This is a genomic window from Treponema ruminis (genome assembly GCF_014201975.1).
GTDB lineage: Bacteria > Spirochaetota > Spirochaetia > Treponematales > Treponemataceae > Treponema_D > Treponema_D ruminis.
The window spans coordinates 1-26,605 of the sequence record NZ_JACHFQ010000009.1 but is presented as its reverse complement, the minus strand read 5'-3'; the positions used below and the strand labels follow the sequence as shown (position 1 = coordinate 26,605).

Annotated in this window: 21 protein-coding genes; 5 read left to right on the top strand and 16 right to left on the bottom strand. The window is 45.6% G+C overall.

What is annotated here, in order from left to right:
- Window positions 1-14 precede the first annotated feature (14 nt).
- On the bottom strand, window positions 15-599 hold the full coding sequence (locus tag HNP76_RS12995; RefSeq protein WP_184661241.1) for a Smr/MutS family protein: 585 nt from the start codon (window positions 597-599) through the stop codon (window positions 15-17).
- 13 nt (window positions 600-612) lie between these two features.
- A complete protein-coding gene (locus tag HNP76_RS12990; protein WP_184661239.1) occupies window positions 613-1,740 on the bottom strand; it encodes a hypothetical protein in 1,128 nt (375 codons plus the stop codon).
- A gap of 82 nt (window positions 1,741-1,822) precedes the next feature.
- On the opposite strand from HNP76_RS12990, the gene HNP76_RS12985 reads away from it, so the two are divergent.
- A complete protein-coding gene (locus tag HNP76_RS12985; protein WP_184661237.1) occupies window positions 1,823-3,040 on the top strand; it encodes a tyrosine-protein phosphatase in 1,218 nt (405 codons plus the stop codon).
- A gap of 4 nt (window positions 3,041-3,044) precedes the next feature.
- Here HNP76_RS12985 and HNP76_RS12980 read toward each other — a convergent pair whose 3' ends face one another.
- The 5 genes from HNP76_RS12980 to HNP76_RS12960 are packed head-to-tail and all read right to left on the bottom strand — an operon-like array spanning window position 3,045 to window position 8,657.
- Window positions 3,045-4,694 (bottom strand): VWA domain-containing protein, encoded by a 1,650-nt coding sequence (locus tag HNP76_RS12980; protein WP_184661235.1) that lies wholly within the window; start codon window positions 4,692-4,694, stop codon window positions 3,045-3,047.
- Window positions 4,691-5,704 (bottom strand): VWA domain-containing protein, encoded by a 1,014-nt coding sequence (locus HNP76_RS12975; RefSeq protein WP_184661233.1) that lies wholly within the window; start codon window positions 5,702-5,704, stop codon window positions 4,691-4,693. The genes HNP76_RS12980 and HNP76_RS12975 overlap by 4 nt, the downstream gene beginning before the upstream one ends.
- Window positions 5,701-6,744 carry a hypothetical protein gene (locus HNP76_RS12970; protein WP_184661231.1) on the bottom strand — a complete coding sequence of 348 codons (1,044 nt, stop codon included), beginning with the start codon at window positions 6,742-6,744 and terminating at the stop codon, window positions 5,701-5,703. Before HNP76_RS12970 ends, HNP76_RS12975 begins: the two co-directional genes overlap by 4 nt.
- A 1-nt stretch (window position 6,745) precedes the next feature.
- Window positions 6,746-7,630, bottom strand: coding sequence for a DUF58 domain-containing protein (locus HNP76_RS12965; protein WP_246462705.1), 885 nt, complete (start codon window positions 7,628-7,630; stop codon window positions 6,746-6,748).
- A gap of 22 nt (window positions 7,631-7,652) precedes the next feature.
- The gene (locus tag HNP76_RS12960) at window positions 7,653-8,657 is read right to left on the bottom strand and encodes an AAA family ATPase (protein ID WP_184661226.1); all 1,005 of its coding nucleotides are present in this window, start codon (window positions 8,655-8,657) and stop codon (window positions 7,653-7,655) included.
- A gap of 152 nt (window positions 8,658-8,809) precedes the next feature.
- Here HNP76_RS12960 and HNP76_RS12955 point away from each other — a divergent pair, with 152 nt between their 5' ends.
- From HNP76_RS12955 to HNP76_RS12945, 3 genes are all read left to right on the top strand, one after another.
- Window positions 8,810-10,099: an aminotransferase class I/II-fold pyridoxal phosphate-dependent enzyme gene (locus tag HNP76_RS12955; protein ID WP_184661224.1), complete on the top strand. Its 1,290-nt coding sequence runs from the start codon at window positions 8,810-8,812 to the stop codon at window positions 10,097-10,099.
- Between the two features lie 117 nt (window positions 10,100-10,216).
- Window positions 10,217-11,479, top strand: coding sequence for a hypothetical protein (locus HNP76_RS12950; protein WP_184661222.1), 1,263 nt, complete (start codon window positions 10,217-10,219; stop codon window positions 11,477-11,479).
- 82 nt (window positions 11,480-11,561) lie between these two features.
- The gene (locus HNP76_RS12945) at window positions 11,562-11,957 is read left to right on the top strand and encodes a hypothetical protein (RefSeq protein ID WP_184661220.1); all 396 of its coding nucleotides are present in this window, start codon (window positions 11,562-11,564) and stop codon (window positions 11,955-11,957) included.
- Between the two features lie 137 nt (window positions 11,958-12,094).
- On the opposite strand, the gene HNP76_RS12940 is transcribed toward HNP76_RS12945, so the two are convergent.
- Window positions 12,095-13,417, bottom strand: coding sequence for an ArsB/NhaD family transporter (locus tag HNP76_RS12940; protein WP_221301086.1), 1,323 nt, complete (start codon window positions 13,415-13,417; stop codon window positions 12,095-12,097).
- A gap of 133 nt (window positions 13,418-13,550) precedes the next feature.
- Between HNP76_RS12940 and HNP76_RS12935 the strand changes: the two genes are divergently transcribed.
- On the top strand, window positions 13,551-14,264 hold the full coding sequence (locus tag HNP76_RS12935) for a rhomboid family intramembrane serine protease (RefSeq protein WP_184661218.1): 714 nt from the start codon (window positions 13,551-13,553) through the stop codon (window positions 14,262-14,264).
- Here HNP76_RS12935 and HNP76_RS12930 read toward each other — a convergent pair.
- The 8 genes from HNP76_RS12930 to polA all read right to left on the bottom strand — a co-directional run bounded on the left by HNP76_RS12930 (window position 14,261) and on the right by polA (window position 26,425).
- Window positions 14,261-15,619 carry an MATE family efflux transporter gene (locus HNP76_RS12930; RefSeq protein WP_184661216.1) on the bottom strand — a complete coding sequence of 453 codons (1,359 nt, stop codon included), beginning with the start codon at window positions 15,617-15,619 and terminating at the stop codon, window positions 14,261-14,263. The two genes, HNP76_RS12935 and HNP76_RS12930, sit on opposite strands and share 4 nt — an antisense overlap.
- A 53-nt stretch (window positions 15,620-15,672) precedes the next feature.
- Window positions 15,673-16,803 (bottom strand): redox-regulated ATPase YchF, encoded by a 1,131-nt coding sequence (ychF, locus tag HNP76_RS12925; protein ID WP_184661214.1) that lies wholly within the window; start codon window positions 16,801-16,803, stop codon window positions 15,673-15,675.
- Between the two features lie 166 nt (window positions 16,804-16,969).
- Window positions 16,970-17,650, bottom strand: a complete 681-nt coding sequence (locus tag HNP76_RS12920) for an ATPase domain-containing protein (RefSeq protein ID WP_184661212.1) — start codon at window positions 17,648-17,650, stop codon at window positions 16,970-16,972.
- A gap of 303 nt (window positions 17,651-17,953) precedes the next feature.
- Complete coding sequence (fusA, locus tag HNP76_RS12915; protein ID WP_184661210.1) at window positions 17,954-20,044, bottom strand: elongation factor G; 2,091 nt, start codon at window positions 20,042-20,044, stop codon at window positions 17,954-17,956.
- A gap of 115 nt (window positions 20,045-20,159) precedes the next feature.
- Entirely contained in the window at window positions 20,160-21,668 is a 1,509-nt protein-coding gene (locus HNP76_RS12910) for a hypothetical protein (RefSeq protein ID WP_184661208.1), read from the bottom strand.
- Between the two features lie 134 nt (window positions 21,669-21,802).
- The gene (locus tag HNP76_RS12905) at window positions 21,803-22,717 is read right to left on the bottom strand and encodes an SPOR domain-containing protein (protein ID WP_184661206.1); all 915 of its coding nucleotides are present in this window, start codon (window positions 22,715-22,717) and stop codon (window positions 21,803-21,805) included.
- Window positions 22,718-22,784: 67 nt separating this feature from the next.
- A complete protein-coding gene (gene coaE, locus HNP76_RS12900; RefSeq protein ID WP_184661205.1) occupies window positions 22,785-23,528 on the bottom strand; it encodes a dephospho-CoA kinase in 744 nt (247 codons plus the stop codon).
- Window positions 23,528-26,425 carry a DNA polymerase I gene (gene polA, locus HNP76_RS12895; protein WP_184661203.1) on the bottom strand — a complete coding sequence of 966 codons (2,898 nt, stop codon included), beginning with the start codon at window positions 26,423-26,425 and terminating at the stop codon, window positions 23,528-23,530. Before polA ends, coaE begins: the two co-directional genes overlap by 1 nt.
- Between the last annotated feature and the right edge of the window lie 180 nt (window positions 26,426-26,605).

Genomic DNA, 26,605 nt, shown 5'->3' with positions numbered 1-26,605 from the left:
CGGTGAGCTATACTCTACTTTATAATGACCCAGGTTGCGCCGTTTCCGCCCATTGAGCGGTCCGGGTGGCCTGACGTGCCGAGATTTTTGTTTTGCTCGATGAATGTTTTGACCATCGGGCCGAGTACAGGATCGCTGCCGTTGGAGTGATTGCCCTTTCCGTGGATGATGAGGATTTTTTTGAGTCCCCGGCGTATGCAGTCGTTTACAAAGCCTGTCAGCCTGTTCCATGCTTCCTCGCGGGTCAGTCCGTGCAGGTCAATTCTTGCTTCCGGCCTCATCGTGCGAAGATATTCCCGGCTTTCCATTTTTGTGCGCTCGTTATATTCATCAGCTGCCTTGTCCTTGTCAGTCACGCCGTAACGCCTGAGCCACAATTCCATGGGATTGATTGTCTTTTTGGCATCTTCTTCCATCTGGGCTTCGTAAATTCTTCCCTGAGCGGCGAGTTTTGCCCTTTTTCGCGCTTCCTTTTCTTCCGGAGTGGGGGCATTTGCCATTTTATGCGAAACCTGGGGCACCTTTGCCTTTTCGCGGGCCCGCTTTTTTTCTTCTTTTTGGTTATTGTCCCATTGATTTAAAATATCACCAAAATCCATATGAATGCCTCTGTTATTTTATCTCGAATATATTATCATTTTTTGTCCAGCCTGAGAATTCCTGACACTCTATGAAGGACCAGGCTCCTGCCTGCTCTGTAAGCCTTACTTTTTGTCCGCCGGTGAAGTTCTGCCCCTTTGTTTTTTCTTCTGGAACGGAAAAGACCCTGCCGCCTGCAAAGATTGCGAATTTTCTTGCTAAAAGCCTGTCGAAGAGGCCCCGCTTGGATTTTTCTGCGATTTTCTGATATTCCTGCCGGGCCGGAAGGGAGTCTTTTGCCTTTACTGATTCTTCTTCGGGCTTTGTGAATGCTGATGCGAAAATTTCGTTATTCTTTTCTTCGTGAGTCACGCTGTTTTGAGATTTTGACACTGAAATTACTATGTTTTTTGGAAGGAAAATCTGCTTTTTGACGCCGTTGTATGAAATAGCCCCGATTGTGATTTCCGGAAGGGAGAAAGTTCCTTCGCTTAAAATCTGCCACTCAAAGTCAGCAAGTTTTTTGCTTTCAGTGGTGAACTGACTTATTTTCTGAGCACCTTTTGCGAATTCAGTGCGGTTGCTTTCGGTGAAAATCGAGTCCTTGGGAGTGGGACACTTAAAATCGAGGACCTGGATTGCGTATTTTATCATGACGGTAAAGCTGATTTTCTGGCCGGTCTGGGCTTTCAGGATTTTCTGACCGCTTTTTTTGTCATTCTCAAGTTTTGAGGGATTTTGAAAGATTACTTCTGCGACCGGTGAGATTAAGGCCGGATTTTCATAAACGTAAGTCTGCTCGAATTCAAAAAAATAGCTTCTTCCGTTGATTTTTGTCATGAGGGGCGGAATATGAGTGCTGCCTGATTCTGAAAAGGTAAACCAGAGTGAAATCTGGGTGCCGCGCTCGCCATTTTCGTTGATGAATTCTTCTTTTTTGGATGAAATGAATTTAGTTCCCAGCGGCAGGTCGGGCAGGTCCAGCTGAACTTTTGCAGGCTCAATTCCCAGAATCTGGAGTTCATAGCAGTTTTCGGTCTGGGTAAAAAAAACTTCAGAGCGGGGAAGGATTTTTAGTTCTTTCAGTTCCTTTCTAGATGGAAGGGCAAAAAGCGAAAATGAGAAAAGATACAGTGTAAGGAAAATCAAAAAACGTTTCATATGGGTTTTAAAAGATTATCATACAGCTATATTGATAACAAGCGGATTTCATGGTAACTTCTTCAAATATCAGGAGAAAAAATTGAATTCTGACGAGCAACTTCTTTGTATAAATGGCAAAAAATATTTCATTACCCAAGAAGACCGTAAAAGGTGCATGATTGAGGATTCGGAGCTTTCGCTGGTTGTTTTCCTTTATGATTATGAGCTTTGGGGGCAGTCGGACGATGTTCATTCGGCTTATGTTTGCGGTTCTTTTACTTCCTGGGTTGAAAATCCTGATTTTAAAATGACTTTTTCGCCGGAACTTTCGCTTCAATATCTTGCAGTTCCGGTTTCAGCTCTCAAGGAATGTGGCAATTCCAGTCATCCGGAATACAAATTCTGCATAAACGGCAGTTACATCAGTCTTGCTGGCAAAAATTTTATCCCGGAGCCTTATTTTTTTCCTTCTTTTGATAAAAATCTCATGGTCGTGCTTTCAGCGGACAATCTTGAAGAGACAATAAAACTGAATCGGATTGCAGGCTGGGTTAAAAAACTTTCTGATTTTGATTTGGAGTCGCGTGAAGGGCAGGAAGAAATTTCCAATTTCAGGCTTGTTCCAGGCACCAGAAAGCTTTTTCGTTCGTTCCATCCTTTTTATCCGACCGGCAATCGCAATGAAATTTTTGAAACCGAAAAAACGCGGATTGAGCTTGTGCAAAAACTTGCCTCTGAAGAAGGAATCAAATCTGACATCAATCTTACGGATGATTATACTGTTTTTGCAGGACAGGAAATTCACTGGCTTGACGGTACTTGCGCAAAGATTGAAATTCCGCCTTATTATCAGAAAATCATTGATTCAAAATGCGTGTGCAATGTTGCCGCTCCGTCTGGAATTGTCCCTAGTTACGAATATGTTTATGCAAAGCCCCGTGACCCGCTTTTTGGCGAATGGGTGCGTTGCATAGTAAATTTTATCATCGATGACTCTCATCCGGCTCCGTTCCAGATTCATTGTGCAATCGGAACTGACAGAACCGGTGTTTTCAGTGCGGTTTTGGGAGGTCTCTGCGGTGCAGGCTGGAAGGAAGTTTCAGAAGATTATGAAAAGACGAACAGAATGGGAATTAACGAATATCGCTCAAAAGTTTTTCTGGCTCAGTCATTCCAAAGGCTCCTCGATGTCGAAGATATTTCCAAGGTCAAAAATCTGAGCGAAAGTTTAACCGACTATTTTACAACGGCCAAAATTGAAGGCGAACCAATCCTGACAATGCGGCAAATAAAAGCCTTGATAAAGAAAATCGGCTGATATTCTAGTAATCCAGCACGTCTTCTTTCTTTTCGCTGCTGTCGCTCATATTCCGCCATTTTTTTCCTTCCTGCTGGCGGATCAGGTCAAAAATCTCGTTGTTCATGTCAGGATTCTGCTGCTTTTCTTCGTTGACGCTCTGCATCTGGGCCTGGGCGCTGTTTGCCTGCTTTTGGACAAGTTCCCGCTCGCACAGTTCAAGATTGATTTTGGCGTTGAGGTTTCTGGAATCAGCAAGAATTGCCTTTTTGAAATTTTCGGCCGCATTTTTGTAATCGTTCTTGCGGGCAAAAATTATGCCTGTGTTGTAGTAGGCCGCGCTCCGGAATTCCTGGGGAAGAGCCTGATCGTCTGGATTCAGGGATGCAAGCCTGTCAAAAGCCGCCTCATTTTCACCCATTGAAAGGTAGGTCGCGCTCAAATCAAAGACGGCGTATTGGTGGGCGAGGGAGTCTTCCTGGGATTTTTCTGCCAGCTTTAGGAAATTTGCCGTAGCCGAAGTGTATTTTCCTTCGTACCAGGCCCAGACTCCGCTTAAAATCTGCTTTTTTTCGGAAGAACAGGAAGTGAGGAAAATCATCAGGGATAAAGTTGCGCTTGCGGCCAGCTTTTTCTTGCCTGAGCCCTTTTTTATTTTTCGAGTGGAAAATCTTTCAGCTGAAACAAAAGAGAGAATCATGAAAATTATGGCCCAGAAAATGAAGAAAGAGTGGCGGTTGACGTTCTGGACTTCGTAGGAAAGGGCTCTGTCTTCTTCGCCGGAACTTCCCTTGACCTGATTTAGAAGCTGCCAGGCCGAACCAGCTGATTTTGAGTCTATGTAGAGGCAGTTGGAGTTTTTGAAAATGCTTGTTGAGTTGCTTTTCTTTGTATCTTCGATGATTTTTTTGATTTTTTCGGCGCGCAGGGCTGTCTTTACTCTAGTTTTACCGTCACCGGCCGTGATTTCAATTTCATTTTCCGAGCCAAAGCCCACAATCGATACTGGAACTCCGAATTTTGCCGTCTTTTCAAGAGATTTTTCCAGCTGGTTGTCAGTTTCGTCGCAATCAGTAAAGACAAAAAGGTACTGGGACTTGGCTGAATGGGGCGGAATTGCTGAGAGGGCGGCTTCGATTCCCCTTCCCAAAGAAGAGCCGCCTGAAGTCATAAGGTGTGGCGAGAGGTTTTCAATCAGATTGAGCATGGCGTTCTTGTCTTCGGTCTCTGGAATTGCAAGAAAACCGTCTCCCTTTGCAAGAACTGCTGAAAATGAAGAAGAATCAAGCTGGTCAAGCAGGGACGAGGCATAGATTTTTACCGCATCGAGCCGGGACAGATTTTGGGGAGCGTCATTAGCCAGCATTGAATAGGAAATGTCGAAGACGAAAAATACATTGCTGCCGCTTTTGTGGACCGGAATCTTTTTGGAGCCGAAAGAAATCTCGGACAGGGCAAAAACCGCCGAAATCCATGCAAGACAACGAAATAAAGTGCGTAAAATCAGAAAAATCCTGAGCTGGCGGGCAGATTTGTCACCCTCTGCCTGGGAAGAAATTGCCTTTTGAATCCTTTTGAATTTGAGGAAGACAAAAAGGGCTGCCGGAAAGATTGCCAGGGCTGAGAGAAGAATCTGCGGCTTTTCGATTGAAAATGAAGCGAGAGTCTGAATCATATAAGCTCCGAAAGAAAAATTCTCTTGATGAACCAGGCCAGGAAGAATAAAAATCCTGAAAGAAGGAGAAAGTTTGCGTAGCAGTTGGTGTCGTTTGACCTGTAATGAAAGCTTTGAGCCGAGTCTTCTTTTTTTGCTATCTGCGAGAGCGAATCTGAAAGAACGGCAGTTGATTCTATTCCAAAATATGAGCCGCCCGCAATTTGAGCGATTTCTTCGAGGGGACCGGTGTCAAAATTGGAATCGTAAAAGCCTGAGCGAATTTTACCGCTTTTTGGATCAACATATTCGATTGGAACCGAGCCTTTTGTGCCGATTCCGAAAGTGTAGAGGGTGATTCCGTTTTCTGCCGCAAGATTTGCCGCTGTTTCCGGGTGGATTGAGCCAGCGTTGTTTTCACCGTCCGTAATCAGGACTATGCATTTTTTGGGGGCATTGCTTCCTGAAAGATGGTAGATTGCTGTGCTCAGTCCGATTCCGATTGCCGAGCCTTCCCCGAATTCGCCCACGTTGAGGTCCGCAAGCCGCTTTAAGAAGAGCTCGATGTCGTTTGTCGGCGGAACGATGCAGGCAGCCTCGCTTGCCATTGCGACAAGACCATAGCAGGCTCCTTTTTCTGCTGATGTAAGGGTTTTGATTCCAAGTTTTGCCGCCTCAAGCCGGGTGACCTGCTCGTTTGCAAGTGAAATATCCCGGGCCGCCATTGAAGGACTTGTGTCCAGAACGAAAAGAATGTCGCTTCCCCGTGAAGTATAAATCTTTTCCTGATGGCGGATGATTGGATTTGCCAGGGCTATTACCAGTGCGATAAAAGCGAGGACGGCAAAGGCCTGGGCAAAAAATTCACCGGCCCTGGCGATAGTGTTTTTGTATGTGAAAGTTTTTCCGCCCCAGTCAGAAATCGTGAGGGGAAAGGAAATGCGTGAGAAAAATCCCAGATGGCGGAGAATGTAAAGGGCGGGCAGGGCCAGAAGGAAGAAAAAGCCCTGAGGATTTTCAAACTGAATCATTCTTCTGCCTCCATGTCAAAGTCTTCTATTAACTGAATCGAATTCTGGATTTGCGCCAGTCTTTCACTTGTGCCGCCGTTTTCGCTTTCTGAAAGGAATTTGCCTTCCCTTGCAAAGCGGATGTATTCAAGTCTGCTGAAAATTGCCAGCAGTTTTTCGACAGTGTCTTCCTGATGGCTGTCCAGACTTCCGCCTGAAATCGCGATGAATTCTGCGTAAAGTTTACTCGTTGAAATCGAAGAAAAATCACAGTCGAAGCGCCTGTTTAAGAAATTTCGGATGATATGCTGGATTTTTTCGGCGAAATCCTTGTCCGAGGCGATATGGCCGGATTCTTTCTGCAGCTTTATAAGGCTTTTTATGCTTTTGCGCGAATTTTTCTTGAGGGAATAGAGGTAAGAGATATTTTTAATGAAAGATGCGACTTTCGGAATATGCATTAGGATGAAAAGAAGGGCGGAAAATACTATGAGTGAGATGATTGCGAGAATCACGAGAAAAGCCGTTGTTCCGCTCATTACAAGAGGTGCCGACTGGGGCATGAAATTTTTGTTTCCGCTTTTTGCCAGCAGGGATTTTACTTCGATTGGAGAAAGGCTGATTATGAAGGGCGTGAAGGTAATGGCCATTGAAGAGCGGGAGCCCGCAATCGACCTTGAAAAGTCCAGGGAAGAATTTACCAGGGAATTGAGGTTGAAGGGTGGAATCTGCAGGTAGCCTGTTTTCCAGGGAATTACCGTCATGGTCAGGGTGTACTCTGCGTTGATTTTTTCAAGACTTGCCTTTGTGACTGCAAAATCGGCCGCATTTGCCTTAAAAAAATCGTAGTCAGTATTGAGGTTTAGAAAGGCGGACGGAGATTCTGCAAAGTCACCGCCAAAAATCTTGGCTTCGGAATGGAAAATGTAGCGGATTTCAACAGTGTCGCCGATGTAAATGATTTTCGGCATGACGAGCTGAAGGTTTTCGGCATATCCTGGCAGGGAAAGCAAAATCGAAAGAGACAGAATTGCAAAAATCCGCGAAAAAATGCCCTTCATTTTATGACCTTGCCTTCTGCTTGAAAAATCTTGATAAAACCAAAGCCGCATCATCCTCGGTTGAAAGGAGAAGGGGGCTTGCACCGTGCTTGAGGCAAAATTCCTTCCATAAATCGGTTCGCTGGCGGTTTGCTTCCCGCCATTCATGCTTGAACTTTTTTGACAGGGTTGGGAAAAGGCCCTTTTTATTTGTTTCCGGGTCAAAAAATGGAACCGTGCCCATGTCAGGAAGCTCAGAATCCGCCGGTGAAGTTATTTTTACGGCAACGACGTCATTTTTTTGAGCGAGCTGGGCGAAGGGCTTTTCCCACTTTGCGCTGCGGAAATCCGAAAGAATGAAGACCAGAGATCGTTTTTTAAGGAGTTTTGCCGCACCCATTATTGCGTTTGGCAGAACCGAACCGTCAGTTTTTTCTTCATCAGAAATGGAATCAAGCTTGTCCAGCTTTGAAAGAATCATCATGGAATTTTCATGACCTGCTTTTGGCTCGCATGAAAAGAGAATCTTTCCGTCAAAAAAAACAGCCCCGATTGCACCGGAAATATGCTCTGAAGCAAGAAGAAGCAGGGCCGCCGCTTCCTGGGCTTGGGAAAGCCTTGAAGAAGCCAGTCCCACTTCCATTGAGCGGGAGCAGTCCAGAATCAAAAAGACTGAAAGTTCCTTGTCCTCTTCGTACTGCTTGATGAAAGCCCTTCCCATGCGGGCCGTAACGTTCCAGTCGATGGCTCGCACGTTGTCTCCGTGAAGATATTCCCGAACATCACTGAATTCGATTCCCTGACCCCGGTAAAGAGACTTGAAGCTGCCGTTCTGCATGTTTTCGGCAAGGCTGATTGCGCTGAGTCGAAGTTGAGAAGCTTTTTTTGCGAGTCGGGTGGCGTTCATCGGCATAAAAATAAACCAAGGATTACGGCAGAGGCATTAAATCCAAAATCTTCTGAATCAAATCATCGCTTGAAACGCCGTCTGCTGCCGCCTCGTAGGAAAGAACGATTCTGTGGCGGAGGACTGCCGGTGAAGCTTCCTTGATGTCGTCCGGAAGAACAAAATCCCGGCCAGAGAAAAGGGCACGGGCTTTGGCACACTGAAGAAGCGCGATTCCGGCACGAGGTGAAGCACCAAATGAAATGTATTTTGAAATGTCGTCCTTTTTTGGCATTGTTCGGACGGCGATTTTTGACACAGTCTTTTTTTCTGAAACAGGACGGGTGGCCGCTACAATCGAAACGATGTATTCAATCAGTTTTTCGTCACAGTTGACTTTGTCCAGAAGGGCCTGCATTTCCTTCAATTTTTCTGCTGAAAGGATTTTTGAGACCTGAACCTGGCTTGCCTTGCCGGCTGTCTTTACGATTGCGACTTCTTCGGCTGGAGTTGGATATGGAACGAGAACTTTGAGCAGAAAGCGGTCCAGCTCGGCTTCAGGAAGATTGTAAGTTCCTTCCTGTTCGATAGGGTTTTGCGTGGCAAGAACGATAAATGGTGAGGGCAGGGCGTGACTTTCTTCGCCAATCGTGACCTGGCGCTCAGCCATTGCCTCAAGAAGGGCCGACTGAACTTTTGCCGGAGAACGGTTGATTTCGTCCGCAAGAACGACGTTGGTGAAAACAGGCCCCTTTCTCACTGTGAATCTGCCGGAAGTCTGCTCGTAAATCAAAGTTCCGCTTACGTCAGCAGGGAGTAAATCAGGAGTAAACTGAATGCGCTTAAAATCAAGACCTGAAAGCTCGGCGAATGTTTTGACCGCCAGGGTTTTAGCCAGCCCCGGTACGCCTTCAAGCAGGATATGTCCGCCGCAAACAAGGGCCGTGAGGATGCCGTCGATGACCTGCTCCTGACCGACAATTCGTTTTGCGGCCTCAGTTTTAATCTGCGCCACAAGATTCTTGTATTCAGTAAATTTTTCGTCCATAAAAATAAGTATATCAAATCTCCGGGAATTATTGTAGTATGGAAATAAATATTCGAAAATTATGCAAAATATTCACAAAAATTGCGTTTTTATGCATAAATATACAATTTTTAATTGACACTAAATATTTCAATCAATAAAATATTTTCATCATGTTAAATCCATTGGCACAAGAATTGAATGACACTCTCCGTGGCACAGTTGCAGGGGAGCTTTTGTCGGATTTGGGAAGCCGAATCTTCTTCCCACGGGGCATTATTTCTCAGGGCGCAGAAGCCCGACAGTTTGGCAAAGTCGCGAACGCAACTATTGGTACCACGATGATTGAGGGCAAACCTGCCGCTCTTCCGTCTGTCAAAAAATTCGCGCCTGAGCTTACAAATGCTGAGCTGGTTTCTTACACACCTACAGCCGGCAACCCTGACTTGCGCAAAAAATGGAAAGAACTCATGCTCAAAAAGAATCCGGGCCTGGCTGGCAAGGCTACTTCAAATCCTGTCGTAGTTCCTGGCCTCACAGCCGGTATTTCATATCTTTCTGACCTTTTCGTGGATTCAAATCATCCGCTTCTGGCCGCAAATCCTTCATGGGACAATTACGCTCTCGTTGTAGAGACTCGCCGTGGAGCAGAGCTTCACACATTCAACATGTTCGCTAACGGTGGATTCGACATCGATTCATTCAAAAAAGCCATGGAAGAAGAGGCAAAATCAGGCTCAGTCCGAGTCCTCCTCAACTTCCCTCAGAATCCAAGCGGCTACTCACCAACGAACGCCGAGGCAAAAGAGATTGTTCAGGTCGTAAAAGAACTTGCTGAAAAGGGCACAAAAATCATCGTTTGGGATGACGACGCATATTTCGGACTCAACTATGAGGAAGACATTTACCCTCAGTCACTTTTCGCAGAATTCGCATGCCTTCACGAAAATGTCCTCGCCGTAAAGGTTGACGGTCCTACAAAAGAAGATTTCGTATGGGGATTCCGATGCGGCTTCCTCACATTCGCAGGCAAGGGCCTCACAGACGAGCAGTACCTTGCTTTGGAGAAAAAGCTCATGGGCCTTATCCGCTCATCAGTAAGCTGTTCTTCAAGCCCAAGCCAGTCGATTTCACTTCATGCCTTCTCTGAGCCAAAAATCGAAGAAGAAAAGAAGATTTTCAGGGACATGCTCTGCGCCCGCTACAAAAAAGTCCGCGCATTCGTTGACTCACACAAGTCAAGCGTTCTTGAGGCACTTCCTTTCAACTCTGGCTACTTCATGAGCTTCCACACAAAATGCAATGCCGAAGAATTGCGCCTTAAAATCCTTCACGAAAAGCAGATCGGCACAATCTCAATCGACGCAAGTACACTCCGCGTGGCATTCAGCTCAGTAGACGAGTCAAAAATCGACGAAGTTTACTCAGCAATCTATGCTGCAGCAGAAGAAATGAAAAAATAAATAAATACCGGGGCTTGCATTGTCCTGTAAATGCAAGCCTCAACTTTCTTTCTTAAAACCCTCTTTGATACACTGATTTTTTATGTTATAATCTCCAGCTAAAAGGACATGTTCAAATTGAAAAAGTTTTTTCGTCTTTTTGTTGGAATTTTCATCTTTCCACTTTCACTTTTCAACTTTCTCTCTTGTGGCTCTTCTTCCCCAGTCGTAATCTGGACCGACCGGCCGGAAATCGTTTCTTATGTAGAATTTTTTAACGTAGCGCAGACAAAGGCTAAGGCTGTTGTCGTTTACAAAGAAAAGCTTGCGTCAGCTCTGCCTCCCGCAAAGGACGAGCAGAATCCAGACATCGTAATTGGCTCGTTTTTGCGTAACTCTCGTATCAAAAAGAATTTTTCTTCCCTTGAACGTGTTTTCGGCCGCAGCAAGATAAATCCTTCTTCGATTTATGCGCCGCTTCTTGAATACGGCAAAGTTGGCGGCACTCAATATTTGATTCCTGTTAGTTTTAACATTCCTACGATGATTTTTGCTCAGAAAAACCATGATTTGATTGCCGAGAACATGCTGATTGATTCCGATACAATCCGTGACTCAGCGGCCCTTTTCAACCAAAAGTCAGAGCACGAAGTATTCGTAAAGATGGGCTACGCTCCTTCCTGGAACGCCAATTTCCTTTTCCATGTCGCCAAAATGAACGGAATCGAATTCACCGAAAAGGGAAATATCTTTTCTTGGAACACCGACTCCCTCAATTCAACGATTGCTTACATCAAAAACTGGTCTCGGAATAAAAACGGCGGAACTGCTGCCGAGCAGGACTTTTCTTTCAAATATCTTTATGCTCCTGCCCATAAGCTCGTAAATTCAGACCGCTGTTTGTTCGCTTACATTAAAAGCGATGATTTTTTCAATATTCCAGGCGAGCAGACTGAAAACATAGCCTTCCACTGGCTGGGAAAAGACGGCAAAATCTTTGTGAACGATGATATGACTTCCCTGGGCCTTTACCGCAAGTCCAGAAATTCAAGGGCAGCCTGTGATTTTGTCACCTGGTTTTTCTCGGAAGCCACCCAAAAGAATCTGATTGACCGCGCCATGCGGATGAACCTCGACACACAGACTTTCGGAATTTGCAGTGGTTTTTCTTCTGTTAAAAGCGTGAATGAGCGAGTTTTCCCTTCCTCATACAAAATCCTTCTTGGAAAAATGCCGGAAGAGTCTTCTCTTGTAGCACCCCTTCCTCTGCCGTCGCGCTGGGAAAGCCTTAAAGAGAGGGTCATTATTCCTTATCTTTCCGAAGCCACCAGCACTGACAACACAAGGGCAATCAAATCCATCGACGAACGAATTGCCGCCTGGAGAAACCAGTTCAACTAGCGTTTTTTTTCTAATCTCTTTTTCTCATATTCCGATAATGTAAGTAGATAAAAAAAGTTTGGTGGGAGTGTGAGGTGAGATTATGGTAAACGGAATTTCATTGAACGCAAGCAATTTTAATTACTCTGGAGTTGTTTCAACTGGCGGACAGGGAAAACTCTATGTTCCTGTTGCCCAGCAGAATGTTATTTACGCTCACTTTGATCATGTTACTGGAGTTGCCGCAAAGCCTAACCAGCAGGGCGTTTCAATCTCAAAGATTCAGATTCTTAATTCACTTTTGAATCAGCTTATTTCCATGAAGAATCAGCCGAAAATAAATGTTGCTCCAGAAAATATGGATGATTCGCAGCTCGACGCACTGATTCAGAGCACTCAGTCAAAAATTCAAACAAATATTCAGGTTGCGCAGGCAACCGGCTACGGCCTTGCAGGTGTTGCTCCACAGACCGGAGCCGTTTTCAGTCTGGATGCATAGAAACAAAAATACTTCCGTGTATTTTTGTTTCTCATGAGAAAATTCTGTTCACCTAAAGGCAAACACGGCAAAAATCGTTGTCTTTGCCGTTTGAATTTTCTCTCTTTGCTGTTTCCCTGCATCCATGCAGGGCTTTTTTATGCCCACAAAATCCAGAGGACAATTGCGGCCGCTGCGGTTGTAATCAGCGTGAAAGTGCCGCCCAGTTTGAGCCATTTTGCAAAGCTCATCGGGTGGCCTTCTTTTTTTACGATACCCATTGCAACGACATTTGCGCTGGCACCAAAAGGAGTGAGGTTTCCGCCCAGGCAAGAGCCGATTAAAAGGGCAAAAAGGAAGAGCTCTCGGTTGATTCCCATTGATTCAGCCATGTTTCCTGCAACCGGGAGCATTACGATGATGTAAGGAACGTTGTCCACAAAGCCGGAAATGAAAATTGAAACCGCAAGAATCAAAATGAAGCCCGCGAATTTGCTTCCGCCTGTGATTCGGGCAAGGAAATCCGCAAAGTCTTTGAGCAAGCCTGTCTCGCTGATTGCTCCGACCACGACGAAAATTCCAATCAAAAATGCGATTGTCTCCCAGTCAAGGCTCTTGATAAGCTCCCATGTTTCGCTTCCGCTCTTTTTCTGAGAAAAAATATACCATAGAACACCCAGAGCGCCCAAGACCATGACGAATCCGCCTGAAAGGAAGGGAATTTCATTCGGAATAAAGGAAATTGCCGCCAGACCGAAAATCAGGCTGAGCAAAAGAATTGCCGGAACTACAGAAATTATAGGCTCACCATCAACCTCAGTTTTTTCCTTGAGGCGGGCAAAGACTGCGTAAAAGAAAAGACAGCCGGCCAGCAAGCCTGTCTGCACGACGAAGAAAATCGAGAGGCGGCCCGAGTGGACGAAGAAGTCATTGAAAGTGTAGCCGGCATAGCTTGCAAAAATCATGCTTGGCGGATCACCGACGAGGGTTGCGGTTCCCTCAAGATTTGACATTACGGCAAGACCAACCATGAACATGGTCGGATTCATCTTGAGTTTTTTGCAGAGCGAAAGCGCAATCGGAGCCATTACAAGCACTGTCGCGACATTCTCGACGAAAATCGAAATGATGCCGGTCATGGCAAGAATCAGGACAATCGCAAGGCCTGTGGAAGGGCTTACCTTTACAATCCAGTCCGCGATTTTGGCCGGAACCTTTGAATAGAGGAAGAGGGCCGCAATCGTCATGCTGCCGACATAAATCATCAGGACGTTCCAGTTGACCAGGGCCGAAAAAGCATGGGTCAGCGCGTAAAATCGTCCGCTGCCAGTCGTAAAAATCGCACCAGGGAAAGCAATTCCAAGCCCGATCACCAGAAGCGCCGTAACGCTCGTAAAAATTACCTTTTTGTCCTGTTTTGCAATTACAAGGGCGTACATAGCCACCGCAAGAGCCAGGACAATCCATTTTAAGTTAATCATGGGTATAATTATAGCAAAAATTAGGGGAGAAGTCTCTCCCCTGTGCCACACTTCGTTGTGTCACACCCCACTCTGCGGGGACACCCCGCAACGCCCCGCTTTACTTTCTTCCCTTTAATTCCGATAATCTAGTATGAAAAAAAAGTTTCGTGTCACTTATAATGCCCCGGTAACTCTGACCTTCGCAATTCTGTGCGTTGTAATCCTTTTAATGAATGATTTTTTGCTTGGCAAGCACCTGATTCCTGCTATTTTTACTGCTCCTTCACGAATAGGCTCAAATGCCGGTTTCAATTACAAAAGCGTCCTCGATTATTTCAGGCTTTTCCTTCATATTTTCGGTCATACCGACTGGAACCATCTTCTCGGAAATTTTGCCTTTATCCTGCTGCTCGGTCCCCTCATGGAAGAACGCTACGGCTCAAAAATGGTTCTGCTCATGTTCGTCGTAACGGCTTTCGTCACAGGCGTAATCAACGTCTGCCTTATTCCGCGTCCCCTTCTTGGTGCCAGCGGAGTCGTCTTCATGCTGATAATTCTTGCCTCAATCACAACTCTGGACAAAAACGTGATTCCCCTGACTTTTATTTTCGTGGTCGCAATTTATCTGGGCCGGGAATTGATTAACGCCCCGAAAGCAGAAAATATTTCCACTGTTGCCCATATCGCAGGCGGCTTGTGCGGCTCAATGTTCGGCTTCCTGGTAGCTCCAAAAGCCAAGCGAGGTTCAAAGAAGGAAAAAGAAGAAAAAACTTCAGATGATGAAAATAAAAAAACTGCCCTCTTCAAAAAGCGGAATACGCCTAGAGAAGAAGACAGCACTGTCGTCGGAACTCTGGAAATCTAGCTTATCAGGGATTTTGTCATCCAGCGTTTGCTGAGCCATCTGAAAATCATTACGATTCCGCGGGTTGTCTCGTCAAGACCGATTCCAAGCCAGCAGCCCGCAACTCCCCAGCCCAGTTTGAGGCCCAAAAGCCAGCTTAAAAAGACCATGATTCCCCAGTTGGAGCACATTCCGTAAAGAACAGGGAATCGTATGTCGCCAGCCCCCTTGAGACCGCCAATCCAAATCAAATTCAATGAACGGCCGAATTCAACGAGAATTGAAAGACGCAGTAAAGTTGTGACTATCGAAGAAATCTCAGGCGCCGTCGTGAAAATTGAAATCAACGGATTTGAGAAAATATTTATCAGCGAAATCATGCCGATTGAAACGGATGTTGCCACAAGCGAGTAGGAAAACATCTTTTTGTAAGCGATGTCAGCCTGATGGGCACCAACGTAGTAGCCGGCCTTAATCTGGCAGGCTGCTCCCATTCCGATTGCAACGATGTAAACGTACTGGCAGATTGTTCGCGTGTAAACCTGGGCACTCATGGCAGCAGTTCCAAGCGTAGAAATCATTGCCATAATTGCGATTTGTGATACGTTGTAGGAAAGGCTTTCGCTTGCCGTCGGAACGCCGACCTTGAGAATCAGCTTGTAAAAGTGCTTTGGAGTCTTCTGCCAGCCCTTGAGATTGTAGCAGATGTCAGATTTCTGCCTGATGATTATCGCAAGAAGAATGCATGAGACGATTGCCGCAACCAGGGAGGCCCCTGCAACACCCTTTACGCCCAGAATCGGAAGTCCGAAAAATCCGTAGAGGGAAAGGGCGTTTCCCACGACATTGATGACGTTTGCAGTCAAAGTGACGTAAAGAGCCTGCTTTGTGTAGCCGTAACAGCGGAGAATCGCCGACTGCAGGATGTTCAGTGCGTTAAAAATGGCACCGATTCCGCCAAAAATGATGAAATATTCGTAAGCCGCAGTTCTGACCGAATCTTCGAGAGTGTAGCAGGCGAGAAGGAATTTAAGTCCGAAGATGACGAGAAAGGTCATGAAAATGCCCAGCTGCAAAATCATTACCGTGCTGGCACTGGCGATTGAATTTAAATCATCCTTTGATTTTTTTGCTCCGATATACTGGGCCAGGACAATTGAAGTTCCTGTGGCAATCATGCTGAAAAGAAGGTTCAGAAAAAAGACGTACTGAGCCATTAAGCCTACGCCCGCAACAGCCTTGTCCGAATAAGAGCTGAGCATTATGGTGTCAGCAGAAGATACAAGAATTCGGAAGAATTGCTCCAACACAAGCGGCAAGGCAAGCTGAAACATCGAAAGTGCGCCGCGGCTTGATTTTGAAGTGTTTTTTGGCATAAAAAATCCATGTCCGGTCACCAGAATCTGCCTGGTGACCAATTGCTTATGTTCTAAACGTTAAACTTGAAGAATATACAGTCTCCGTCCTGAACGACATATTCCTTGCCTTCCTGACGGTATTTTCCGTGCGCCTTGATTTCAGCTTCGCTTCCATACTGACGCAGGTCTTCAACTGAATAAACTTCGGCCTTGATGAATCCTTTTTCGAAATCGGTGTGGATTACGCCGGCTGCCTGTGGTGCCTTGTCGCCTTCATGGATTGTCCATGCACGGCACTCATCCGGTCCGCCTGTGAAGAAGGTGCGCAAGCCCATGAGATGGTAAGCTGCACGAGCCAGAACTGTGAGGCCGCTTTCCTTGAGGCCAACGCTCTCCATGAAGTCTTTTCGGTCAGCTTCGTCCTTGATGTCGGCAAGGTCTGCCTCGAATTTACCGCAGATTACGATGACTTCGCTCTTTTCCTCAGCGGCGATTTTTTTGACCTGCTCGACATATTTGTTTGTACCTTCAGCAATTGTGTCTTCATCGATGTTGCAGACGAAAAGCTGTGGCTTGATTGTAAGAAGATGAAGGTCGTAAATTCCTTCCATTTCTTCTTCTGTCAAATCAGCCTGGCGGGCGCATTTTCCGTCCTGAAGGAGCGGAAGAATCTTGTCGACGGCACTTCGGTAGCCTGCAAATTTCTTTTCTTCGGCCTTTCCCATTGCACGAATCTGGCGGGTAACTTTATCTTCGCGCTTTGTGATTGTATCGATGTCAGCCTGGCAAAGCTCGTAGTTAATAGTAAGAATATCGCTTTCCGGGTCGATTGAAGCGTCTGTCTTTGCGTCTTCACGGACGTGCTGGATGTCAGGGTTGTCAAAACAGCGGACAACATGTGCGATTACGGAAGTTTCGCGGATGTTTGCAAGGAACTGGTTTCCCAATCCTTCGCCTTTTGAAGCACCTTTAATCAAGCCCGCAATATCAACGAAATCAACTGTTGCGGCGATTTTCTTTTTTGGCTGGAAAACGCTTGCCATAAAATCAAGGCGTTCATCCGGAAGCTCAACAACACCAACATTGGGATCAATAGTACAGAATGGATAATTCTCAGCAGGAGCCGGAGATTTAGTCAAAGCAGAAAAAATAGTAGACTTTCCGACATTTGGAAGTCCTACGATACCACAAGTCAATTTCATTTATATTTCCTCAATTTCCAGGGGCGGCCTGAGCAAGTCGAAACCACCCGATAGTCTTTTATGTAAAAAGTCTACCACAAATTGCGACTTGGTACAATCAGAGAAAAAAGGCAAAAAAAATCCCGCACCTCAAAATGAAGGGCGGGATTTTGGGGTTATGCTGAGTTTATGCCTTTGTAATCAACAAAGTTTTTGTGTCGAGCTTGAGGCCTGACTCAACGTTCTTTTTGTCGTGAATCTTGAGGACGTCAACTGCGACAGCATCTGTCTTCTGGTTCAAGTGAACGATTGCAGAGAAGTAGCCTTCGAGGTTTGCCGGAACAGAGTCAGCAAGCTTGTTTCCGTCTGCTGTAGAAGCTCCCCAAACTGTTACGTTTTCTTTCTTTGCGTAGTCAGCTACTGCCTTAACGTCATCTTCTGAAACTTTTGCAAAGTCGATGCCGTCGAGGATAACTCCTGCAACTGCGATTCCGCCTGCTTTAAGAGCATTGAGTGTGTTTACAACTTTTGAAAGAGAGAAGTTGTCGAGAGAGAAGTTAAGGATTGTTCGTTTTGAAACGATTGATTCCTTGAGTTCTGCTGCGTTTCCGACATTCTTCTTTTTTGCAAGTTCTGTGAAGATACCGTCGTACCATGAGATGACATTTGAAGAGTGGAGGTCAAATGTTACGTGAACAAGCTGTTTATCCTGCAAAAGTGTGTCCATACCGAACTGAACGAGTACGGAAGTCTTTCCTAAACCCTTTTTTGATGTTACGAGACCGATTTCTCCGGCCTTCAAGCCGCCCTCTGTAGCTGCGTCAAAAAGACGAATTGTGCTTTTGTCGTAAAGATCCTGTTTAACCATAATTAACTCCTAAAATAATTCTGTGTTGGAAAATGTTGCATGAAGGCAACTGATTCAAATTTTCTGCCAACGGCAAAAAACTGGACGTGATAAATTACGTTGGACTAGTTTTTATCATGCCTCCTTGGTTTTAAACTCTCTTTAATAATATTATAACACGACTTTAAAAAAAAAGGAAACTGATTTCTCAGTTTCCTTATTAATATCATACTAAAGATGTAGCTTTGTTATGACTGCGAGTTTTCTGAAAGAAAACTCGTCGGAATAATCAAAGTTTCGTTATGAAGAAACTTTGATTATGACTTATTTCTGAGCTGCTTTGCGCTCTTCCTGATACTTTTTGATGAGTTCGTCAGCAACATTGCCCGGAACTCGTCCGTATTTAAGGAATTCCATAGTGAACTCTGCTTTACCCTGAGTTGAAGAACGGAGGATTGTAGAGAAGCCGAACATTTCAGAAAGTGGAACTTCAGCGTTAACTACAGACATGTTGTTCTCATCAGTTGTTTCAAGAATTACACCACGGCGCTGGTTGATAAGACCGAACATGTTACCCTGGAATTCTGTAGGTCCTTCGATAGAAACCTTCATGATTGGTTCGAGGATAACTGGCTTAGCCTTCTCGTAAGCTTCGCGGAATGCACCGATAGCTGCAGTCTGGAATGCGATGTCTGAAGAGTCAACTGGGTGATACTGACCATCGTTGATTGTACATTTGATACCAACAACAGGAGCACCGATGAGTGAACCCTTTTCCATTGCACGTTTGAAACCTTTGTCACAAGATGGAATGTATTCGTTAGGAATAGCACCACCCTTGATTGCGTCTACGAACTCGTAGTCTTTGTCAGCCAATGGCTCCATGAATCCGGCAACACGACCGTACTGACCAGAACCACCAGTCTGTTTTTTGTGTGTGTAGTTGAATGAAGCCTGTGTTGTGATAGACTCGCGGTAAGCTACTTTTGGTGGAGTAACTTCAACTTCACATTTGTATTCTCGCTTCATGCGTTCAACGTATACGGCAAGGTGAAGCTCACCCATACCTTTGATGATTGTCTCGTTAGACTCTGGGTCAAGTTCTGTCTGGAATGTCGGGTCTTCTTTTGTGAAGCGGTTAAGAGCTTTAGCAAAGTTAGCTGCCATTGACTTGTCCTTTGGTTTAACAGCCTGTGAGATAACAGGTGTTGGAACGAACATAGAAGTCATAGCAACGTTGATGCCTTCGCCACAGAATGTATCGCCAGAAGCACAATCAACACCGAAGAGAGCACAAATGTCTCCTGGTTCGCCGACTGAAATATCTTCCATTGCAGCAGAGTTCATGCGGACAAGACGACCGACCTTGAATCTCTTCTTTGTGCGGACGTTTGTAAGCTCGCAGCCTTTTGGCAAGCGGCCCTGGTAGATACGGATGTATGTGAGCTGACCGAACTGGCCGTCATCAAGTTTGAATGCAAGTGCAACACATGGCTTGTCCGGAACGTTGAAGAGCTCAACCTGCTCTTCGTTTTTGTCGAGGTCAAGACCGTAGTTGTGAACTTCTGTTGGGTTTGGCAAGTAGCGCTCAACACCGTCGAGAAGTGGCTGGATACCCTTGTTTACGTGAGCTGAACCACAGAATACGCCGACGAACTGCTCTGAGAGTGTACCAGCGCGGATAGCTTTGATAACCTGTTCTTCTGTAGGCTCTTTTTCCTCAAGAAGAAGCTCCATGAGCTCGTCATCGAAGTTAGAAACTGCGTCCAAAAGTTCTGCACGATATTTTGCAGCATCTTCTTTCATGTTTGCAGGGATTTCTGCAACGCGTACGTTTTCACCGTTCTCGCCGTCGAAATAGATAGCCTTCATGCCAACCAAGTCAACAACGCCTTCGAGTTTGTCTTCAAGACCGATTGGAAGCTCAACCATGTGAGAGTTGAGGCCGAGTTTGTCACGAAGCTGGTGGCATACGCGGATTGGGTTTGCACCCTGGCGGTCACATTTGTTTACGAATGCGATTCGAGGTACATGATAGCGTTTGAGCTGGCGGTCAACAGTGATAGACTGAGACTGAACACCTGCAACAGCACAAAGAATCATGATAGCACCGTCAAGAACGCGGAGTGAGCGTTCTACTTCGACTGTGAAGTCTACGTGTCCCGGTGTGTCGATAAGGTTGATAGTGATGTCCTTCCACTGAACCTGTGTAGCTGCTGACTGAATTGTGATACCGCGCTCGCGCTCCAATTCCATGTTGTCCATTACAGCACCAACACCGTCCTTACCACGAACTTCGTGAATCGCATGAATCTTGTTACAATAGAACAAGATGCGTTCTGATGTGGTAGTCTTACCAGAGTCAATGTGGGCACTGATACCGATATTACGTACTTTAGTAATATCAAAAGCCATATTGTTTACCTCTCAAAAAAAAATTTCCAAATATTGAAGAATTATAAAATTATATAAGAAATCCGAGCCTTGTTCAATACTTTTGAATATGGAAGTCTCCCCGCGGCAATTTCCTTTAAAAAGGGACGATAAGGCCCGCTTTCAGGTAAGAACGGAAATATTTCCTCCTGAAAAGATAAGTCAGTCCCGCCGAAAACTGACCGGACTGTCTGGCTCCATTCTTTACGGTCAGGTCGATTCCAGCCTGGGAAGTGAGTCCTGCTTTCCCCGACGCGATTTTCACATCAGCAGAATAGGCTTCCTTTAGGGCTGAATTCCCTTCTGCCGGGGGATATCTTGTGTAGCTTCCCGAAAAGGAAATTTTTCTTTCTCCTGCAAGCGAGCCTGAAAGTGCGTAAGACTGATATTCTTCCGGTCTTGCTGATTTTACCGGAGCCTGGCCTGCAAGAAGAATATTAGCGTGGGTCCAGTCGAAGCACAGGTTAAAAAATCTGCTTTCATAGCTTACTGCCGCCCTGATTTTCGCCGTATTTAGCTGAACCGGAACATTCGTGGCAGTAACCTTCCAGTTTTCCAGCGCGGAAAAGCCCAGTCTGAGTGAAGAAGCCCTCTGGTCATCAAAGAGGAATAAAATCTGCGGATTTATGCTGGCCTGCTCGACCGTCCTGCAGATTTGCCCTGCTGCCCCGATCAATGGAGCGGCTTTCGGAGAATCTTTCGTGGTCGGAATGGCAAAATATGAAAAATTCAAAAGCAGGTTCCTGTAGCTTGTCCGGCCGTCAATCCTGAACCAAACCGGATTTACGTCATAGGGATTTTCCTGAATGCCCGAAAAGAAATTGATTTTTAGAAGAGGGGAGTGAAAGCAGAATTCTCCGAGTCCTGAATAAAAATAGTCTGCCTCAAAGCTGGCGTTATTCTTTTCCAGAATTTTTGATTTCCCTTCAAAACGGTACCTTCCGCCTGAAATTACTGACTGCAGGAAAATACTCCGGCCCAGAGGAAGCTTGGCAGAAAGCAGGACCACTCCATCCTTGTCTTCCGTCACAAAAGATTCCAGCCCCAAGGCAAGCGGAAAAAGATTTGAGTCCCTTTCTGTAGAAATTGAACAGGAAAGGGGCTGCCTGCTTGAAGTCAGATTTGTAAGGCTTGAGCCGAGTCCTGTTGAAAAGGCAAATGACTTTGCGAGAGGATTTGCCGTAAGCGATGGCGAAGGGTTTTTCAGCTTTGAAACTGATTTTGAATAGGAATTGTGCCCGATTTTTACCGCCGTCGGAAAAGTCTTTTTGAAGAGAAAAAATTCCGCTCCCAGCCGGGGCTCATCGAGAAGCTCCAGTTTTTCCAAAAATCCCTCGCTCTCGCGGATTTCAGAGAAGTCACTTTTGGGAAGGGTGACAAATCCCCTTAAATCCGCATCCCGGAAGGAAAGCCTTAGACCGCTGGCACCCGAAAGGGCCTTTTCTTTTTCATCCCCGCCCGGAATCGTAAAATTGGCCGCCGCCTTAAATTCCGCGAAATTAAAGAATTCACCGGCATAAGAAAAATTTGCCGAAGCCATCAAGAGGCAGAAAATCAATCTGCGTCCGGGAGAAAAGTCTCCGCATTTTTCCAATATTTTTTTCATACATATTTATTGGATTTAAAAATCGATTTTCGGCAATGCAGATTCAAAAAAGTCAGAAAATTACAAAAAAAAACTGCTGTGCCCGGGCTTTTTTTCCAGACACAGCAGTCTTATTCAGATTTATCAGACATCAATTAGTTAATCGATGTGTTTACAATTACGCTTTTTGCACTGGCAAATTTGTCAATCATGCCGATTCGTGTCTGCCAGTATTCAGCCTCGCTTTTTGTAACATAAGGTCCGACGCGAACACGGTAGAAAGTTTTTCCGTTTGAATCAGTGAATGTGAAGACTTCGCTTGGAATCTTGTTTGACTCAAGTGTAGTTCTTGCTTCATCGGCATTTCGTTTGCTTGTGTAAGCAGCGGCCTGAACCCAGAATGAATCCGGAGTTTTTTTAGCAGCAGCCGCAACTTTTTTAGCCGCACTGGCTTTTGTCTCTGCTGATTTTGCAACGGCAGCTTTTGTCGAAGTAACTTTTGCTTTTGGAGCTTCTTTCTTTGCAACTGTTTTTTTGCTGCTTGGAGCCGGAGCATAGTAATTTTCAGCCACAGGAGCTGGCTCTTCGTAAGATTTTTTCTCAACCTGGCGGTTTGTGTTAATCTGATTTGCAGTCATCTCATTCTTTGCAACGATGCCGTTTCCTGATGATGCTTTGAGTGAGTTCAAGTCGATTGTTGTTGTCTCGTTTGAATAAACTGTTGCATTGTCAGAAATTACAGTGAGTTTGTCAGCATGGAGCGTATTTTCAGACTGAGCGATTTTGTTAGAGTCGTTTACGCTGTCAAAAGCTGTGAATGGAGAAGGAGTGAGGGCAGAAGACTGGCCCTGAGAGCCGCTTGTTTCTGTCGTGAAAGCAAGGCTGTTTTCTGGAACCGAAGTTTCGCCCTGTTTTGTAGAACTAATCCATCCTGAAGCCGGATCAAAGCCTGCCTGAACGCCTGCTGGCTGATGCAATGAAGGCGAATAAAGAATCAAGGCTGCGCCAACTACTGCGAGCAAAAAGATACCAGCCGCAGCGACAATCCATAAAGTTCTTTTCTGTTCCATAATTAAATCCCCTTTGCGTAAGTTTTTTATTCCTACGAATTCAATATCGGATTTTCAGAAAAAATGTTTAGTTCTTTATGATTTCAATTGGAATATTGAATTTGTCCGCTGCCTTTTTATATTCATCGAAAAGATTTTTCTGACTTTTAAAGCGGGCGAGGATATGTCTGAGTGGCATTCCGTCTCGCTTTTTTGCGCGGTAGAGTCTCTTGAGGAAATTTGCCTTTATGAAAAGAATTTTTCCGCATTTTGAGAGAAGTTCCGGCGTTTTAAAAAGCACTGTCGCATTCAAAATGACTGATTTTTCGCGATTTTCTTCTATATATTGTGTCGTAATCTGAATGATTTTGGGGTAGACGATATTTTCCTGACGAGAAAGCAATTCCTTGTCTGGAAAGACAATCTGACCCAAAGCCCGCCTGTTGAGGGAGCCGTCGCCATTCAAGAGTGAAATCCCGCGTTTTTCAGCCTCAGCGCCAAAGGCCTGAAGAATTTCCGGCGTGCAGAGGTTGATTGCCTCGTGGGCGGTCTTATCCAGATCGAGCGAGACAAAGCCACTAGCTTCCATTTGTGAGCAGATAAAATTTTTCCCAGCCGCCATCTGCCCGGTAAGACAGATAATCTGCGGGGCCTTGCGGGTAGGGAGCGACGGCGAAGCCGTCAAAACCTGTGAGACAGTTTTTGAGCGAGTCTCGGCGAAGGCTGTGCCTGAGTCGTCTCCCGCAGAGGAGGTAGCGGAAAACGCGTCAGCGGTTGGAGCGAGGGGGAGACTTCCCCCTTCATTCCTGATTTCTAATTCATTATTGTCCATTAGTGGAATTTTCCCCAGTTCTTGTCGTATTCGATTGAGACTCTGAGAGGCACGTTCAGCCTGACCGCACCTTCCATTTTTGCCCGGATGAGGGCGATTGCGTCTGAAATTGATTTTTCATCGTCGTCGCACTCAAAAATCAGCTCGTCGTGAACCTGAAGCAGAAGTTTTGCCTTGCTCTCTGTGGATTTAAGGGCTTCGCAGACATCCACCATTGCTTTTTTAACGATGTCGGCCGCGCTTCCCTGAATCGGAGAGTTTTTTGCGACACGGATGGCCGCTTCCTTTTCCATCTTGTTTTTGCTGTTGATTGCGATGATTTTTCTTTTTCGCCCGCAAATCGTTTTGATGAAGCCGTTTTCTTCTGCCTGGCGCACGTTTTCGTCAAAGAATGCCTTTACGCCTGAATAAACCGCGAAATAATTATCGATAAAGTCCTTTGCCTGACCGCGGCTGATTCCCAGGTCTTTTGCCATTGAGAAGGCGCCCATTCCGTACATGAGGCCGAAATTGAGGGTTTTGGCGTTTCTTCGCATTTCAGGAGTTACGTCTTTCATATCGACTCCGTAAATCAGGCTGGCCGTGGACTTGTGGACGTCAACTTCGTTTTCAAATGCCGTGCAGAGATTTTTATCACCGCTCAAATGTGCCAGAACGACAAGCTCAATCTGTGCATAGTCGGCTGAAATTAAAACCTTGCCCTTTTCTGCCGTGAAAGCCGTTCTGATTCTTCGGCCTTCCTCGCTGCGAACCGGAATGTTCTGTAAATTAGGATCTTTTGAAGAGAGGCGGCCGGTCGCAGTTCCGGTCTGCATGAAGCTTGTGTGGAGCCTGCCGTCAGAATCAGCCTGAGCCGGAAGTGTCTCGACATAAGTTGAAAGCAGCTTTGCTTTTGCCCTGTATTCAAGGACTTTTGCCGGAAGCGGATCAAGCTCAGAAAGTTCTTCAAGCACGCTTGTGTCTGTTGAGTAGCCGGTGCGTGTTTTTTTGCCGGTCGGAAGCTTTTTTTCCTCAAAAAGAACCGTGCCCAGCTGTTTTGGAGAAGCGATGTTGAATTCATGGCCGGCGAGGGCAAAAATTTCCTTTTCGATGGAGTCAATCTGATTTTTAAGCTCAACCTTGTAGTCGTTCAGATAGTTTGAGTCGATGTGGATTCCGTTTGTTTCCATGAGGGCAAGAATCGGCAGGACTTTCATTTCCATGTCGAAGAAAAGTCCGTGCATGTTTTCGTCCTTAAGCCGCTTTTCAAAAAGATTCCAGAGCTGAAGGGTAAAATCCGAGTCCTCGCTGGAATATTTTGCCGCAGTTTCAAGAGGAACGTCTGCGAAAGTCTTTCCTTTTGGGACAATCTCGTCAAATTCGGTTCCCTTTAGGTGCAGGTGAATTTCCGAAAGATATTCGAGTGAGTATGCCGCCTTGCCGCTTCTGTCGCTTTCCAAAAGCCAGGCCGCAATCATCGTGTCAGCAAGTCTTGCCACCTTACGGCCATTTTCTTTGCAGTCCGGGCAGGCAATCCAGTCATCAATCTGTAAAAAGCCCTGGGACTCAAGCACTTTTAAATCGAACTTTGCGTTGTGAAGGACGATCGTGCATTTTGGATCGTAGAAAAGCCTTCTGATTTGCTGAAGGGCCTCTTTTTTGGCAAGACCGACTTCTTCTGAAAACAAATCTGCTGCGCCGTTTGAAACAGGAACATAAACGCCGCTTCCTTTTTCGTAAGAAATTGAGAAGCCGAGAAGATTTGCACTGCTCGTATCGAGGGAATCAGTTTCCGTGTCAAAAGCAAAAAGCGGATTTTCAAGCGAAAGAATTTTATCAATATATGAAGAAAGTTCGCCTGAGTCTGTAATTGCACGGTAATTTCCGTAATTTGGTGAAAGAAGAGTTTCAGCCGGGGCAGAGTCTAAAGACTGGGCCTCGCCGGTATCCTTTGCGCCTTCTTCTGATTTTTTTGCCGGGCTTGCAAAGAGTCCTCCCAAATCGGAATCGTCCTGAGATTTGACCGCAGAAATCCCTGCTTCTGCCCTGTAATCCCTTGCAATTGCCCGGATTTCAAGGGCTGCCATTTTTTCTGCCGCCGCCGCATAATCAAGCCGGGCGGTACAGCAGTTATCCATGTCGCACAAATCAGGTACTTCAGTGCAGAGGGTAATCAGTTTTTTTGAAAAGAAAGCGTTTTCCTTGTCGGCGCGGATTTTTTCACCGATTGCACCTTTGATTTGGTCTGCGTGCTCGTAAATTCCTTCAAGGGTTCCGTATTCAGAAAGCAGTTTGACCGCGGTTTTCTGACCTACGCCCTTAACGCCCGGAACATTGTCAGCCGTGTCGCCCATTAATGAAAGCAAGTCGAGCAGTTTTGAAGCCGGAACGCCCCAGTCATTTTCGACTCCTGCCTCGTCAAGCTCAGCCCAAATCTGACTCTTATCTGGTTTCATGCAGTGAATGTAAGAATTTGTAAGCTGCTGAAGGTCTTTGTCCGCGCTCAGAATCACACAGTGTCGACCTGCCGCCTCCGCCTTTTTTGCCAGGGTTGCAATAACGTCGTCAGCTTCATATCCGTCACGGCGAATCACACGGATTCCCAGAGTCTCCAGAATATCCTCAATCCATGGAATCTGAGCATGAAGGTCTTCCGGAGTTTTGGGCCGGGTTGCCTTGTATTCCGCGTACATTTCATGTCTGAAAGTCGCAGTTTTTGAATCCATGGCGGCAACCATGTATTTTGGTGAATAATTCTTCAATATAGTGAGCAGATTCCTGAAAAATCCGAAAACCGCTGAAACATTTTCCCCGCGCGAGTTTGTGAGCGGTCTGGAAATAAAAGCAAAATACTCGCGGTAAATCAGTCCGTAAGAATCCAAAATAAAAAGCGTATTGTTATCAATAAAATTTCCCATAGGTAAAGTATAATTTTTTTTTGCCCTCAAATCTACGGTTTATAAGCGGTGAAAAATTGATGAAAAAAAACAGAAAAAAAAGTGAAAAAAAAATTCAAAAAAGTGTTGACAGAAAAAGTAGTGCGTGATATATTCATTCTCACCCGCTGACAACAAGCGGCGGGCACTAAGTTCTTTGAA